The 14996-nt window shown below is 69.0% G+C and carries 16 protein-coding genes; 8 read left to right on the top strand and 8 right to left on the bottom strand.

The features are described 5' to 3' along the window. Positions 1-3: 3 nt before the first annotated feature. Positions 4-591 (bottom strand): YqaA family protein, encoded by a 588-nt coding sequence (locus BLS11_RS10840; RefSeq protein ID WP_092538574.1) that lies wholly within the window; start codon positions 589-591, stop codon positions 4-6. Positions 592-718: 127 nt separating this feature from the next. Further along, positions 719-1786: a tyrosine decarboxylase MfnA gene (mfnA, locus tag BLS11_RS10835; protein ID WP_092537349.1), complete on the bottom strand. Its 1068-nt coding sequence runs from the start codon at positions 1784-1786 to the stop codon at positions 719-721. A 126-nt stretch (positions 1787-1912) separates the two neighbouring features. Here mfnA and BLS11_RS10830 point away from each other — a divergent pair, with 126 nt between their 5' ends. After that, positions 1913-2485, top strand: coding sequence for a cupin domain-containing protein (locus tag BLS11_RS10830; protein ID WP_092537347.1), 573 nt, complete (start codon positions 1913-1915; stop codon positions 2483-2485). Positions 2486-2584: 99 nt separating this feature from the next. On the opposite strand, the gene BLS11_RS10825 is transcribed toward BLS11_RS10830, so the two are convergent. The 3 genes from BLS11_RS10825 to BLS11_RS10815 all read right to left on the bottom strand — a co-directional run bounded on the left by BLS11_RS10825 (position 2585) and on the right by BLS11_RS10815 (position 6086). Next, positions 2585-3340: a CPBP family intramembrane glutamic endopeptidase gene (locus BLS11_RS10825; RefSeq protein ID WP_092537345.1), complete on the bottom strand. Its 756-nt coding sequence runs from the start codon at positions 3338-3340 to the stop codon at positions 2585-2587. Between the two features lie 62 nt (positions 3341-3402). Next, entirely contained in the window at positions 3403-5733 is a 2331-nt protein-coding gene (ppsA, locus tag BLS11_RS10820) for a phosphoenolpyruvate synthase (protein WP_092537343.1), read from the bottom strand. A 104-nt stretch (positions 5734-5837) separates the two neighbouring features. Beyond that, complete coding sequence (locus tag BLS11_RS10815) at positions 5838-6086, bottom strand: DUF8075 family protein (RefSeq protein ID WP_092537341.1); 249 nt, start codon at positions 6084-6086, stop codon at positions 5838-5840. A gap of 150 nt (positions 6087-6236) precedes the next feature. Here BLS11_RS10815 and BLS11_RS10810 point away from each other — a divergent pair, with 150 nt between their 5' ends. Beyond that, on the top strand, positions 6237-6845 hold the full coding sequence (locus tag BLS11_RS10810) for a J domain-containing protein (RefSeq protein ID WP_092537339.1): 609 nt from the start codon (positions 6237-6239) through the stop codon (positions 6843-6845). A 7-nt stretch (positions 6846-6852) separates the two neighbouring features. Here BLS11_RS10810 and BLS11_RS10805 read toward each other — a convergent pair whose 3' ends face one another. Together BLS11_RS10805 and BLS11_RS10800 are read right to left on the bottom strand one after the other, a co-directional pair. Next, positions 6853-7146: a hypothetical protein gene (locus BLS11_RS10805; protein ID WP_139172794.1), complete on the bottom strand. Its 294-nt coding sequence runs from the start codon at positions 7144-7146 to the stop codon at positions 6853-6855. After that, positions 7143-7949, bottom strand: coding sequence for a DUF7839 domain-containing protein (locus BLS11_RS10800; RefSeq protein WP_092537335.1), 807 nt, complete (start codon positions 7947-7949; stop codon positions 7143-7145). Before BLS11_RS10800 ends, BLS11_RS10805 begins: the two co-directional genes overlap by 4 nt. Before the next feature lie 123 nt (positions 7950-8072). On the opposite strand from BLS11_RS10800, the gene BLS11_RS10795 reads away from it, so the two are divergent. After that, positions 8073-8777, top strand: coding sequence for a metallophosphoesterase (locus BLS11_RS10795; RefSeq protein ID WP_092538573.1), 705 nt, complete (start codon positions 8073-8075; stop codon positions 8775-8777). 1 nt (position 8778) lies between these two features. Here the strand turns inward: BLS11_RS10795 and BLS11_RS10790 are convergent, their stop codons facing one another. Next, entirely contained in the window at positions 8779-10056 is a 1278-nt protein-coding gene (locus tag BLS11_RS10790; protein WP_092537333.1) for an NAD(P)/FAD-dependent oxidoreductase, read from the bottom strand. 131 nt (positions 10057-10187) lie between these two features. Between BLS11_RS10790 and BLS11_RS10785 the strand changes: the two genes are divergently transcribed. The 5 genes from BLS11_RS10785 (at position 10188) to BLS11_RS10765 (ending at position 14946) form a co-directional block, all read left to right on the top strand. Further along, positions 10188-11363 carry a pyridoxal-phosphate dependent enzyme gene (locus BLS11_RS10785; protein WP_092537330.1) on the top strand — a complete coding sequence of 392 codons (1176 nt, stop codon included), beginning with the start codon at positions 10188-10190 and terminating at the stop codon, positions 11361-11363. 88 nt (positions 11364-11451) lie between these two features. Beyond that, a complete protein-coding gene (locus BLS11_RS10780) occupies positions 11452-12165 on the top strand; it encodes a metal-dependent transcriptional regulator (protein WP_092537328.1) in 714 nt (237 codons plus the stop codon). Next, the gene (locus BLS11_RS10775; RefSeq protein WP_092537326.1) at positions 12162-12866 is read left to right on the top strand and encodes a TMEM165/GDT1 family protein; all 705 of its coding nucleotides are present in this window, start codon (positions 12162-12164) and stop codon (positions 12864-12866) included. The genes BLS11_RS10780 and BLS11_RS10775 overlap by 4 nt, the downstream gene beginning before the upstream one ends. A 245-nt stretch (positions 12867-13111) precedes the next feature. Further along, on the top strand, positions 13112-13789 hold the full coding sequence (locus BLS11_RS10770; protein WP_245698924.1) for a LysE family translocator: 678 nt from the start codon (positions 13112-13114) through the stop codon (positions 13787-13789). A gap of 110 nt (positions 13790-13899) precedes the next feature. Beyond that, complete coding sequence (locus BLS11_RS10765) at positions 13900-14946, top strand: NAD(P)-dependent glycerol-1-phosphate dehydrogenase (RefSeq protein WP_092537322.1); 1047 nt, start codon at positions 13900-13902, stop codon at positions 14944-14946. Positions 14947-14996 lie beyond the last annotated feature (50 nt).

Raw genomic sequence — 14996 nt, 5'->3', positions numbered from 1 at the left:
CGGCTACACCCATCCGACCGCTAGGACTGCCTCGACGCCGACGAGCGTTATGACGAGGCGGCCGACGCTGCCGACGAACGTCGCCACCGCGAACTTCAGGTAGTCCTCTTCGAGGACCGAGAACGCGTAGATGGAGAGCGTGTCGGGGAACCCCGGCACGCAGAGCGCCGCCGCCAACCCGGCGTACCCCCACTTCTGTGCGAGTTCGACCGTCCGCTTCTCCGACCACTCCACCACGTCGAACCGCGACCGGCGGAGGGCGCGGACGATGGGTCCGGCCTCCTTGGCCTCCTGCCCGATGTGGAAGGCGAAGACGCTCCCCGCGGCCTTCCCGACTCCGCTGACGAAGATGATGACGGCCATCCGTTGCCAGTAGGTCAAGCCGAGTTCTATCGGCGCGAGGAGGACGACTTCGCTCACGCCGGGGAGGGCGAAGGCGATGAGAAACGAGTAGACGAAGACGACGAGGAGGCCGAACAGGCCGGTTGCGTGCCGGACCATATCGGAGAAGCCGAACTCCGGCCAGACACTCGCGCCGACCGCCGCGGGGTCGACTGCGTGGCCGACGTGGACCGCTCCCTGAGCGAACATCTCGATGACGGCGGCGAGGGACACCTTGCTCATTCCTCCCAAACGAGAGGTTGTAAGTCTTGAGATTCCCGTCCCGGTGACGGGGGGCGCACCGCCCGACGACGCCGTCGTCCTCGCGGGACTCGGGTCAAGGGGGAGACGGCCGACGCTCGTCGATATCCGCGAGGAAGGCGACGAGCATCTCGCGGGTGACGTGCGGCATGCAGACCACCCGGAGTTCCCCCGACTCGGTGCGCGAGATGCGCCATCCCGCCTCGCGGAGACGCTCGAAGAGCGACTCGGGCACCGAGGCGGCGACGATAGGGAGTTCGACGTCGGCCACCGCGAACCCGCGTTCGCGGAGTTCCGACGCGAACCACGACGCCAGTTCCGCGGCCCGTTCGTACTCGCGGCGGTAGCCGTCGGGCCAGAGGGCGTCCATCGCGGCGGCGGCGGCGGCGACGCCCGCACCGCTTCGGGTGCCCGTCAGCGTCGCCTGCGACGTGGATTCGAGATACGGCGTATCGACCGCCAAGGCGTCGAGTCCGGCGCGTTCGCGGAACAGGAGTCCGCCCGCCGGGACGGCGGCTTGCCCGCACTTGTGGGGGTCGATGGTCATCGAGTCCACGGGCGCGTCGGCGAACCCCCACTCGTGGTCGGTGAATGGGAGGTAGAACCCGCCCCACGCGGCGTCGACGTGGAGGAACGCGCCCGCCTCGTGGGCGACGTCGGCGAGTTCGGGGACGGGGTCGACGCGTCCGAACTCCGTGCTCCCGGCGACGCCGACGACGAGGACGGTGTCGTCGTCCGCGGCGGCGCGGACGGCCGACACGTCCGCGCGGTGGTCCTCGTCCGTGGGCACGCGGCGGAGTTCGACGCCGAGGACGTCTGCGGCCTTGGTGAAGGAGAAGTGCGCGCTCTCGGGGACGACGACGTTCGGGTCCTCGACGCGGCGGCGGTTGCGCGCCGACCGGACGGCTTGGATGTTCGCCTCCGTGCCGCCGCTTGTCACGTACCCGTGCGGCTCCGAGAGGCCCGCAATCTCGCCGAGCGTCTCGACCGCCCGCTCTTCGAGTCGCGCGACCGTCCGGTACGTCGCCGGGTCGCCCGGATTCGTCGCGAGAAACCGCTCGGCGGCGTCCCGCGCCGCCGGGTGCGGTTCCGTGCACATGGACGACAGAACGCGAGTGAACTCCTGCGGGGCGGCCCGCTGCATGGACGCTCTTACCCCGCGGCGGCGTTTATCAATTCCGTTGTCTGTTCGGACGGCTTCGGTGTCGGCGCGGCGTCCGACGCGGGCCCCACCCGGACGCATATGGGCGCTCCGCCCCGTCGAAGGACCATGGAACGCGTCTCTCTAGACGACGCTGAATCGGACTCTCTCGGCGACGGGAGCGAACGGCACCGCCTCTCGGCGGCGTTGGGGACGACCGGATTCGCCCTCAACCGCTACCGACTCGCGCCGGGAGACGGCTTCCCCGGCGGACTGCACGCCCACGCCGACCAAGAGGAGGTGTTCGTCGTCGTTCGAGGCACCGCGACGTTCGAGACGATGGACGGCGAAATCGCCGTCGACGCCGGCGAGGCGGTGCGCTTCGCCCCCGGCGAGTTCCAGTCGGGGCGAAACGACTCCGACGGCGTTCTCGTGGCGTTCGCGATGGGCGCACCCCGACAGACGGACGACGTTCGAGTCCCGGTCGAGTGTCCCGACTGCGGCCGCGACGACGTGCGCGTCGAGGCGGGCGGGGACGGACCGACGTTCGTCTGTCCCGACTGCGGTTCCGAACGCACCCCGCGGCCGTGCCCCGACTGCGGCAGTCCGGAACTGGAGGTGACGCTCGGGGACGAGAGGCGGACGGTGACCGCCTGTCGGAACTGCGGCGCGGAGTTCGACAGTCCGCCGAGTCGGGAGTGAGGCACCCGTGATTCGGGGAGAGGCTTCTGATTCGGGGGTGGCTCCCCGCGAATCGGGGAACTGAAGGTCCCACGAACCGGTCGAGTTCCGCGTCGCCGGTCAGACGACGCCGACGACGGAGAGGTAGGAGACGACGGCCAAGGTGGCGTTGTACGCGCCGTGGACGGCCACGGGGACGGCGAGGTTGTCGGTCGTCTCGTAGACGCCGCCGAGGACGAGCGAAACGACGAAGATGGCCCCCAACGGCACGATGACTCCGACCGGCCGGTCGAAGGAGACGAAGTTGAACACGTGGACGCCCGCAAAGAGGACGCTGGCGACGCCGACGCTGGCGGCCGGCCCGAACGCCCGTCGGAGGCGGCCCTGAAGGACGCCGCGGAAGAACGCCTCCTCGGCGGGCGCGACGACGAGTATCGAGAGGGGAGCCAAGAGGAGAAGCGCCGACGGGTCGGCCTCCGTCGCCGGGTCGAACGCGCTGGAGACGGGGCTGACGCCGGCGGCGTTTCCGACGGCGAAGATGGCCGTCGCGGCGACGACGGTGACGACGGAGCCCGCGAGAACGAGGGCGGCGTCGCGCCGCGTCGGGACCCGAACCGGGACGGGGAGTTCTCTGATGTGTGCGTACGCGACGGAGACGGCGAGGTACACCGCCTCCGTCGGAATCACCGCCGCGAGGAGGACGAGAGCGATCGACCGTTCGCCCGGGGGTTCGGCCGCGACGACCGAGAGGACGACCACCGCCCCGGCCGCCGCCGCGACGACGAGCGTCACGGCGAGGAGGACCGAGACGACGACTACGGCGACGACTGCGGGCCACACTCCGCGGCGGGGCGACGAGGAGGGCGTGGAGGGCATGAGGTGTGCGGTCGTACGGCCGAGTGAGAGATAAAACCGGGTGAGGGGGTGTTACGCGACGCTCAGCGCACCGAGTCGAGGATGAGACGCTGTTCGACGCGCTTGACCTCGTGTTGCACGTCGCGAACGGCGTCGATGTTCGCCGAGATAGAGGAGACGCCCTTCTCGGCGAGGAACTGGACCATCTTCGGCTTCGACCCGGCCTGCCCGCAGATGCTCGTCTTCACGCCGAGTTCGCGGCACGTCTCGATGGTGTCGCCGATGAGTTTCAGCACCGAGGGGTGGAGTTCGTCGAAGCGGTCGGCGACGTTCTCGTTGTTGCGGTCCACCGCGAGGGTGTACTGCGTGAGGTCGTTCGTCCCGAAGGAGACGAAGTCGATGCCCGCCCCGGCCATCTCCTCGACGCCGAGTGCGGAGGCGGGCGTCTCTATCATCACGCCCCAACTGCGCTTGTCGGGGTCGATGCCGGCCTCGCGCATCAAGTTCTTCGCGCGGTAGACGTCCTCGGCGTCGTTGACGAGGGGGAACATTATCTCGACGTTGTCGTACCCCATCTCGAACATGCGGCGGAACGCCTCCAGTTCGTGCTTGAACACCTCGGGGTTGTCGAGCGAACGCCGGATGCCGCGGTAGCCCAGCATCGGGTTGTGCTCCTTCGGTTCGTCGTCGCCGCCGTCGAGTTGGCGGAACTCGTCGGTCGGCGCGTCGAGCGTTCGGATGCGGACCGGCCGGGGGTAGAACTCCTCCGCGGCGGTTCGCATCCCCTCGACGAGTTGGTCGACGTAGGCGCGTTCGCCGTTGTCGGAGATGTACTTCGCGGGGGTCTTCCCCGTCGAGAGAATCATGTGCTCCATCCGGAGGAGTCCGACGCCGTCCGCGCCCGTCGCGGCGGCGCGTTCGGCCGCCTCGGGGATGGAGACGTTCACCTTCACCTCCGTCGCGGTCATCGGTTTGACCGGCGTCTTCGGGCGCGCCTCCTCGATGGGTTCGCGTTGGACGTCCTCGGACTCGACGACGCCCTCGCGGACGGTGCCCTTGTCGCCGTCGATGGTGATGGGTTGGTCGTCGTCGAGTTCGCGGGTGCCCGACCCGGTGCCGACGACGGCGGGGACGCCGAGTTCCCGGGAGACGATGGCGGCGTGGGAGGTCATGCCGCCCTCGTCGGTGACGATGCCCGCCGCGCGCTTCATCGCGGGCACCATGTCCGGCATCGTCATCTCGGTGACGATGATGTCGCCGTCGCCCACCTGGTCGAGGTGGTCGAGTTTCGTGACGATGCGCGCCTCGCCGGAGGCGATGCCCGGACTCGCGCCGAGTCCCTGCACCAGTACGTCGCCGTCGCCCGACGCGCCGTTCGCGCCGTCGCCCGACGCGCCGTTACCGGCACTCGCCACCTCGGCCCCGCCGTCGCCGGCGGCCTCCACCGTCTCGGATTCGGGGTTCGTCCCCGACTCGGAGATGGTGGTGATGGGCCGCGACTGGAGCATGTAGATGTCGCCCTCGTAGACGGCCCACTCCACGTCCTGCGGTTCGCCGTAGTGTTCCTCGACGCGTTCGCCGAGTTCGACCAACTCCGAAATCTCCTCGTCGGAGAGGACGCGGGCGTTCCGTCGGTCCTCCTCGACCTCTCGTTCGACGGTCTCGCCCGTCTCCTCGTCTTTCTCCATCATCACCTTCTTGTCGGCGACGGTCGCCGTCTCGACCGCCTTCGTCCCGCGGTCTACGACGTAGTTGTCGGGGGAGACGGTGCCGGAGACCACCGCTTCGCCGAGGCCCCACGCCGCCTCGATGATGATGCGCGGTTCGCCCGTCGAGGGGTGCGACGTGAACATCACGCCCGACTTCTCGGCGGCGACCATCTCCTGGACGACCACCGCGATGTCCACCTCCTCGTGGGGGAAGTCCTTCCGATTCCGATAGTATATCGCGCGCTGAGAGAACAGCGACGCCCAACACTCCTTGACGCGTTCGACCAAGTCGTCGGCTTGGACGTTGAGGTACGTCTCCTGTTGTCCCGCGAAGGAGGCGTCCGGAAGGTCCTCCGCCGTCGCGGAGGACCGCACGGCCACGAAGGCGTCCTCGCCTATCTCCTCGTAGGCGGCGAGAATCTCCTCGCGTACCTCCTCGGGGACGGGCGTCTCCACGATGAGTTCGTGCGCGCGTTCGTGCGCTTCCTTCAACGCGGCGGAGTCCTCGTGGTCTACGTCGACGGCCTCGAACAGTTCCTCGTCGATACCGGCGTCCTCGATGAATGCCCGGTACGTCTCTGCGGTTACGACGAACCCCGGCGGAACGGGAAGCCCTGCCGCCGTGAGTTCGCCGAGCGAAGCCGCCTTGCCGCCGACCGTACCTAAATCGGCGGCGCGTACGTCGTCCAGCCAAACTACAGCCATTAGCGTTTGGTACTCATCACAGTTCGTAATAAGTACTTTCCAAACAACCCACTGATGAATAAAATACTACTCGGCCGCGAGTACGTTAGGTTCGGAGAATGCGACTACTCCTCCCGTCGGGCCGAACCGTGGGTTTCACAGAGTATCTCGCCGGTTTCAGGGTCGAGATAAAACGGTTTGCCGGCGCTTACTTCCTCGCCGCAGACGGCGCACCCGTCGTCGTGGCGGAGGAAGTACTTCCCCTCCGCGCGACCGGTCTCCAACCGGCCCGCGGCGACGGCGGGTCGGGTCAACCCTTCGCCTATCTGCGTCCGTTCCGCCGAGTCGGCCTCCTCGAATCGTATCGGTCGCACGGGACCGGGTAGGCACCGCAGACAGTAACGTCCGTCGCGCGGCGAGGGCGGCGTCCTGGGCCGACGCGAGGCGGCCAAACACCCGATTGCGCCGGGGAACGCACCCCTCGTCCCGAGAGTTTCTTTATCCTCGATGACCTCTGTTCGGTCGTGCAATCGGACTTGGTGTCGCTCACCCCGCCGTGGCTTCTCCTCGGCGTCGTTGGGGGTATCGTCGCCTCTCTCGTCGTCGCCGGGGTGTTCCTCGTCGGGGGGCGACTGTTCCCGGACGACGCGGTACCCCGCGGTCCGAACGTCGACGGGGCGGGTCGCCGCCGGACCGAAATCCGCGACTACCTCCGGACGATAGGCGAACCGTTCGTCGAGGACCACGCCCTCCACGGCGAGACGGTGGCGTTCTACCTCCCGCAACGCGACGTCGCCCTCACCTTCGACGCGCAGGCGTACTTCCGACTCGAACGGGCGGGGACGTACACCGTCCTCTGCGAACACGAGATGCCCGCGCACGGACTCGGGCGTCGTCTTCCGTTCGAGGTGCCGGAGTTCGAACCCGCGACGCCGACGCGCGAGAGTCCGGTGACCGCGGCGTTCGACTACCTCGGCGTGCCGACGACGGCCGACCCCGCGGAGGTGAAACGCGCCTACCGCGACCGGGTGAAGGACGTCCACCCCGACCACGGGGGATCCCAATCGGAGTTCAAGGAGTTACAGGAGGCGTACGCGACGGCGAGAGAACACGCCGAAGGCGCGGCCGCCTAGAGGGACGTCACCGGCTCCGCCGCCCGTTTCTCACCGCCCACCAGGACCGTCCCCGCGTCCGCGCGCCGTAGAGCGAGAGTGCGTACAGGACGAACGCGGCGTCGCTCACCCTCCTCGTCACCGCGGCGAACAGTCCGGTGAGAAGAACCAGTCCCGTCCAGAGAAACGCCTCCGCGTTCGGAAGGCGGTCTCGCGCGTCGTCGCACACCCACGACGCCGAGAGCACGACGGCGAACGCCATCGCGTACCACGCGGCGTCCGCGAGCGAAATCGGCCCGATCGGTCTAACCGACCCAATCACGCTTCCTCCTCTGACTCCACCTGCGCCGCCTCGGTGACTTCGTAGAGGGCGTCGCCGTCGCGGAGGGCGTCCGTCACTCGACCGACGAGGTCGGCGGTCGCGACCACCGTCGCGTCCAACCCCCGTTCCGCGGCGGCGGCGGCCACCTCGCCCGCCGCGAACGCCGTCTCCGATTCGACGTTCGCCTTCCGGAGGGCGACGACCGCTTCGACGCCCGCGGCGACGACCACGTCCGCGCCGTCGCAGGCGGTTTCCAGCGCCGACGGTTCGACCGCGGCGCTCCCGCCGGACCGCGCGGGCGGTATCTGGACGACCGTCACCCGGCCGGGGGCGATTTCGATGACGCCCTCGAACCCCGTGACGCTCACGTCGTCGCCCGCCTCGGCGTCCGTCGTCGCCACGCCCGTCGCCGGGCCGGACGACCCGGGGACGGCGTGGAGGAGGCCTTCCCGGACCGACAGCGTCACCGTCTCGCCGGCGGAGACGTCCTCGGCGGCGATTGCGGCGTCCTCTTGGACGCTCTCCAGTACGTCGTCGGCCACGTGGTCGGCGAAGCGCCGGAGGTCTTTCACCTCCTGAAACAGCCAGTCGACCCCCTCCTTCGTGACCCGGTATCGGGACCGCCCTTCCTTCTCGACGTACCCGTCCTCGACCAGTTCCCGAATGTACTCGCTGACGGCCTGACTCGTCACGCCCACCGCGTCCGCTATCTCGCCTTGGCTCACCGCCGGTTGTCTGTCGGCTATCTCGACGAGGATGCGGAGTCGGGTGGCCGTCCGCTTATCTTCGAGGGCCCCGCTCATGCTCCGTCGCACGGACCGAGCGGTGAAAAATCCAGTCGCCCCCGCGGGCCGTCTCCGTCCCGTTCGTCGGCCCCGCCGCCGCCGAACGGTACCGCTTTGGGCGTCGCGGCCCTCCCTCGCACCGTGTTCGAGGTCGTCTACCGCGACAGGGCGGCGTACCTCCCCGGCGCGGACGCTCTCGTCGTCGCGGACGTGCACGTGGGGCGAGACGAGGCGTCGTCCGTCGAGTTCCCCCTCGGTGAGCGTCGCGACCTGCGGGAACGCCTCGCCGACCACCTCGCGGCCCGGTCGCCCGAGACGGTCGTCTTCGCGGGCGATATCCTCCACGAGTTCGGGTCCGCGACGGCGCGGGCGCGCGAGGGCGTCGCCGACCTGACCGCCGCGTGCCGCGAGGCCGGCGCGCGTCCCGTCTTCGTCCGCGGGAACCACGACGCCGCCCTCGACTACGTCTTCGACGGCACCGTCCACGACGAGTACGTCCTCGGCGAGGCGACGGACGCGCCCGTCGTCGTCTGCCACGGCCACGCCGTCCCCGACCGGGAGGGGTCGCTGTACGTCGTCGGGCACGACCACCCCGCGATAACCATCGAGGGGACGCGCCGGCCCTGCTTTCTCTACGGCGAGGGGGCGTTCCGCGACGCGGACGTGCTGATGCTCCCGGCGTTCAACCGCCTCGCGGCGGGCGTGGTGGTGAACCGACTCCGAACGCGGGACGTGCAGTCGCCCCTCGTGACCGACATCGACGCGTTCCGCCCGATACTGTACGACGAGAGCGCCGACGAGGCGCTGACGTTCCCGCCGTTGGGCGAGTTCCGCCGGATGCTGTGAGTCAGAGTCTGAGGTCGTACGCCACCGCCTCGGCGGCCTTCCGACCGCTTCGCATCGCGCCCTGTATCGACGACCACTCGGTGAAATCGCCCGCGAGGTACGTCCACCCGCCCGGGTCGCGGTGGTTCGGCAGTCGGTCGTGGACCCCCGGCGGTTGGTCGAACTGCGCGAACTCGATGCGGTCGGTGTGGATGGACTGGACCTTCTCTATCGACCCGTCGGGGTACCACGAGTTGAGTTTCCGCCTCGTCTTTGCGGCCAACTCCATCGCGCTCTGTTCTGCCGCCTCCTTGCCGAGGAACGTCGCGGCGATCAGTTCGTAGTCGCCGGGCGCGTACTCCGGCGCGATTTTCGACATCGGCGCGATAGTGTTCGGCGCGTCGCTACCGGCGTTCAACAGGAGTTTGCGCCCGGTTTCCAAGTCGGTCCCCGCCGGAAGCCGGTAGTACTGGGTCGTGGACGTCCGCGCGATCGTCGGTATCTCGTCGACGCCGGAGAGTCGGAGCGACTCCTTCGGGTCGGCGGCGACGACTGCGGCGTCGGCTTCCACCGTCTCCGCCGTCGTCCGCACGGTCACGCCGTCGTCGTAGTTCTCGACGGACTCGACGTCCGTCTCGAGGCGAATCTCCGCACCCGCCCGTCGGGCCTTCTCGGCGAGCTGCCTCGGAATCTCCTGCATCCCCTCGGCGGGGACGACGATGCGGCCGTTCGAGAGCGCTTTGAACGTCGCCTCGAAGACGCGCTTGGAGGTGGTGAGCGACCGGTCCAGCGTGATGCCGCCGTAGAACGGCGCGACGAAGTTCTCGATGTACTTCTCGGAGAACCCCCACTCGCGGAGGTACTCTCGGATGCTCGTGTCCGGTCCCTCGAACAGGTGACGCTCCGAGGTGCCGCGGACGTGTTGGCGAAGCGCCATCGTCCGAACCTTGTCCGTGAGGGTCACCTCGTCGTTCCGCAGGGTCGAGAGGAGCGATTTCGGGTCGCGCAGGGGGTCCGACAGCGTCGAACGCTCGCCGGGACGGGCGATGACGGCCCCCGGGGAGAACTCCCGAACGTCGAGTTCGTCCACGTCGAGTTCTCGCTGTACCGCCGGATAGCCGGTGAAGAGCACCTGAAATCCCCGGTCGAAGGTGAACCCGTCTCGTTTCTGCGTCCGGACCCGACCGCCGACTTCGTGGCGCCGTTCGTACACTGTCACGTCGGCACCCTCGTCGGCGAGGTGACGCGCCGCGACGAGGCCCGCGAGGCCCGCGCCGACGACGACCACGGTTTCGTCCATGCCCGGTCCATCTCGCGCACCGCACTAATGTACTGTGCGCGACAGTCAGTCGGTGCAGGTCGGCCGCGCGCGGCGAAGCGTCGGAAAGACCGAATGGCTAGGGATTTGTCGCTCGCGCCGCAACGCCCGATATGGAGACTAGCGAGGCGTTTCTCGGGTTGCGCTGCGCCGAGAGCGACGAGGAGTACGAGGCGACGACGACCGGCGAGAGCGACGCGGGCGCGCATCTCGACCCGGCCTACGACCTCGACGCCGTCGAGTGGGGCGACGGCGGGTTGGCTGACGCGCCGACCGACACGATGTGGCGGTACGCCGACCTCCTGCCGTTCTCGAACCCGTTGACCGCAGACGAGGGGGCGACGCCGTTGGTGGAGACGCCGGCTCTCGCGGACGAACTCGGCGTCGGGGCGCTTCGAATCAAAGACGAGGGGCGGAACCCGACCGGCACCGTCTTGGACCGCGGCCTCTCGCCGGCGGTCACCGCCGCGCGCGAGGCGGACGCGGAACTCGTCGCCCTCGCCACGCCCGGCAACGCGGGCCAGTCGGCGGCGTCGTACGCGGGGATGGCGGACCTGCGGTCGTACTCGTTCGTCCCCTCGCGCGCGCCGTTCCCGAACAAGGCGATGGTGAACGTCCACGGCGGGGAGATGCGCGTCGTCGGCGGGCGCTACCCCGACGCCGAGGAGGCACTCCACGAGCAACTGCAGTCCGACTGGCACACCCTGCAGGAGTTCGACAACCCGTACCGCCACGACGGCATCAAGACGGTGGCCTTCGAGGTTGCCGAATCGCTCGACTGGACGGTTCCGGACGCCGTCGTCGTCCCCGCGGGGACGGGGGAAGTCGTCGCGGGCGTCGCGAAGGGCTTCCGCGAACTCCGCGAGGCGGGCGTCACCGACGACGTGCCGCCGGTGTACGCCGCGCAACCGTCCGGATGCGCGCCCATCGTCACCGCCCACGAACGCGGCGCAGAGGAGGTGGAACCGTGGTCCAGTCCCGACACCATCGTCGGCGAACTCGAAATCCCGAACCCGAAAGGCGGGGCCGCCGCCCTCGCCGCACTCGCGGAGACGGGCGGCGACGCCCTCGCGGCGGACGACGACGAGATACTGGAGAGCGCAGTCGCCGCCGCGCAGAACGCCGGACTCGAAGTCGGCGCGGCCGGCGGTGCCGCCGTCGCCGCCGCGTGGCGACTCGCCGAGGACGGCGTCGTCGGCGCCGACGACGAGGTGGTGGTCGTGAACACCGAATCGGGGACGAAGACGGCCGACATCCTCCGCAGTCACCTGATGGGGAAGGGCGTCTAGCGCGACCGATTCGCAGGGCCGACTGTCGCCGGGGCCGCACGGTTTCGAGGCCCGAGGATATTTACTTTAGACTCGTCTAATTCGGGGTATGTTGAGCGACGTGATGGAGGACTACCTGAAGGCCATCTACCAGATTCAGGCCGAGAGCGGGCCGCCCGTCTCCACCTCCGCCATCGCCGAGTACCTCGGGAAGACGCCGCCGACGGTGACGAGCATGCTCGGGAAGCTGTCGGATCGCGGCCTCGTCCACCGCGAGAAGTACAAAGGAGCCGAACTGACGGAGGAGGGCGAGACGGTGGCGCTCGAAGTCCTCCGTCACCACCGCCTGCTCGAGGCGTACCTCGCGGAACACCTCGATTACTCCTGGAGCGAAGTCCACGACGAGGCGGACGCCCTCGAACACCACATCTCAGAGGAGTTCGAACGGCGCGTCGCGGACGTCCTCGGGAACCCGACGGTGGACCCGCACGGCGACCCGATTCCCTCGCCCGATCTGTCCCCCCTCGACCACGAGGAGACGACGCGACTGTCGGACCACTCCGTCGGCGAGACGGTCGTCGTCGCGCGGGTCAGCGACCGCAACCAAGAGGAACTGGAGTACCTCGCCGACGCGGGCATCACCCCCGGAACGAGCATCGAGGTGACGGACATCGCCCCGTTCGGCATGGTGACCGTCCGCATCGGTGACGGCGACGGAGTCGAGGGCGACGAACAGAGCCTTCCGGACGCCGTCGCGGCGTCGATTCGCGTTCGCGCGGCGGGCGGTTCGGACGGCGAGAGCGAGGAGGTACCCACGACGTGACGAGCTACCTCGAAGTGCTCACCGTCGCGTTCGTCGCGCAGTTGCTGGTGTTGCCCGGCGAGAAGGTGCAGTTCATCATCGCCGGCCTCTCGACGCGGTACAACCCCCTCGTCGTCGTCGCCGCCGCGGGGTCGGCGTTCGCCGGGTGGACCGCCCTCGAAGTGTGGTTCGGGCAGGCGCTACAGGACGCGTTCTCGCCGGTCGTCCTCGACGCCGTCACCGCGATACTGTTCGTCACCTTCGCCGTCGTCCTCTACCGGTCCGCGCCGGAACCGGGGACGACCAGAGTGGACGCCGAGACGGACGGCGGGACGGGGGGACTCGTCTCCGAACGCGACCTTCCCGCCCCGATAGACCGCATCGCCGGTCACTTCGGCGGGTTCGTCCCCATCTTCTCGATGATGGCGGCCGGCGAGTTCGGCGACAAGACCCAACTCGTCACCGTCGGGTTGGCCGTCCAGTACGGCGCCACGTCGGCCATCTGGGTGGGCGAGATGCTCGCCATCATCCCCGTGAGCCTCGCGAACGCCTACTTCTTCCACACGTTCGCCCACCGGGTGGACATGCGGAAGGCCCACCTGTTCAGCGCGGTGCTGTTCCTGTTCTTCGGCCTCGACACCGTCCTCTCGATGGTGACGGGGTTCTCCGTCTGGGAGACGGTCGTCGGCGGCGTCTCCTCCGTCGTGACGGGTCTCCTCTAACCCCCGGCGGCGTTCGGTTCGCCCCGGTTCGCTCCGGTCGTGTACGGTTCCGTCCGCTCCGGACCGGTTCCGTCGGCTCGAACCCGAATCCGTCCGACTCTCCCCGTCGGCGCACCGCGGTCTCCCGTTCTGTCTCCGTGTTCTTTTTGTACGGTCTCGCGTAGTCGCCTGACGTGACGAATCTCGCTCCCTCTCTCCTCGCCGGCGTCGTCTTCGGTCTGGCGCTGGCGGCCCCGCCCGGCCCGATGAACGCGATTATCGCCGAGGAGAGCGTCCTCCGCGGGTGGGTCGCCGGGTTCAAGGCCGGACTCGGCGCGATGACGGCGGATATCATCTTCTTCGTCCTCGCGGCCCTCGGCGTCGTCGCGTTCGTCGAGCGGTTCCCGACGGTCCGCGCGGCGATGGTCGGCGTCGGCGGCGTCCTCATGCTCTACTTCGCGTACGGCGCGGCCAAAGACGTCCGAAGTTCGTTCCGACCGGACGCCCGCGGCGACGGCGGTCAGAGCGACGGTACCGCGGACGGCGACGGCGGTGCAGACGGCGCGGCGGGGGCCGTAGAGTCGCGGGCGACCACCGGCTTCGGCAAGGCGTTCCTCCTCGCTCTGACGAACCCCTACCAGATTCTGTTCTGGCTCACGATGGGCGTCGGACTCCTGAAACCCGGCACGCTGGACGTTCTCGCGGAGACGCCGTACGTCGGCGGCGAACTCGCCGGGACGCTCGTCGTCGAGACGGGGTCGCCGGCGCTCGTCGTCGGCTTCTTCGGCGGTATCGTGCTGTGGGTGACGGGCTTCCCGGCGGCGCTCGTGGGCGCGGAACGGCGCGTCGACGCCTTCGCACCCATCGTCGCGGGCGTCAGCGCCGTCGTCCTCGCGGGGTTCGGCGTCGTCTTCCTCTCGCAGGCGGCGGGCGGACTGCTCTGACCCGGTTTTCGGTTCCGTCCGAGCGCTCTCCCCGCCCCTCCGCCGTTGCCACCGCCATCGGTCGTTCCGGACGAGAAAAGCGTATGAACCACCGCCGAAGAGAGGCACGTATGTTCGACAAATCGAAGTGGATTCAGCTCCCGCGGAACGTCCTCGTCGGCCACGAGGTGTTGGAGGAGCTCTCCGCGGCGGTGAGTGAACTCTACCTCTCGGGGCGGCCGCTCTTGGTGACGAGTCCGACGCCGAACGAGATAGCGGGCGACCGGGTTCGCGCGCAGTTCGACGACCCGGCGACGGTCACCATCTCCGAGGCGAGTTTCGACTCCGTCGAACGCGTCATCGAGGTCGGCAACGAAGTCGGCGCGGGCTACCTCGTCGCCCTCGGCGGCGGCAAGGCCATCGACACCGCGAAGATGGCCTCCGACAGCCTCGACTGCGGGTTCATCTCCGTGCCGACGGCGGCGAGTCACGACGGCATCGTCTCCGGGCGGTCGTCCATCCCGGAGGGCGACACCCGCCACTCCGTCGCCGCCGACCCGCCGTTGGCCGTCGTCGCCGACACGGAGATTCTCGCGGACGCGCCGTGGGAACTCACCACCGCGGGCTGTGCGGACATCATCTCGAACTACACCGCGGTGAAAGACTGGCAACTCGCCCACCGCCTGAAGAACGTCGAGTACTCCGAGTACTCGGGCGCGCTCTCGCAGATGACCGCCGAGATGCTCGTCGGCAACTCCGACTCCATCAAGAAGGGCCTCGAGGAGTCGGCGTGGGTCGTCGTGAAAGCGCTCGTCTCCTCGGGCGTCGCCATGTCCATCGCGGGCTCTTCCCGTCCGGCCTCGGGCGCGGAACACCTCTTCTCGCACCAACTCGACCGCTTGGTTCCGAACGGCGCACTCCACGGCCACCAAGTCGGCGTCGGCTCTATCGTGACCGAGTACCTCCACAGCGGCGAACAGGGCGAGTGGCGCGACATCCGCGACGCCCTCGACACCATGGGCGCGCCAACCACCGCCGCGGGCCTCGGCATCTCGGACGAGACGGTCATCGAGGCGCTGACAACCGCCCACACCATCCGCGACCGGTACACCATCCTCGGCGACGGCGTGAGCGAGGAGGCGGCGATAGAGGCCGCGACGTTCACGGGCGTCATCTAACCACCCACCTTTTTCGAGGGGGTCCTCGCGTGCCTCCGGCACGCTCGAAC

The sequence above is a fragment of the Halopelagius longus genome, from assembly GCF_900100875.1.
Classification (GTDB): Archaea; Halobacteriota; Halobacteria; order Halobacteriales; family Haloferacaceae; genus Halopelagius; species Halopelagius longus.
Note: the sequence above shows the minus strand (reverse complement) of the source record. Positions and strands in the feature narration are given on the sequence as shown.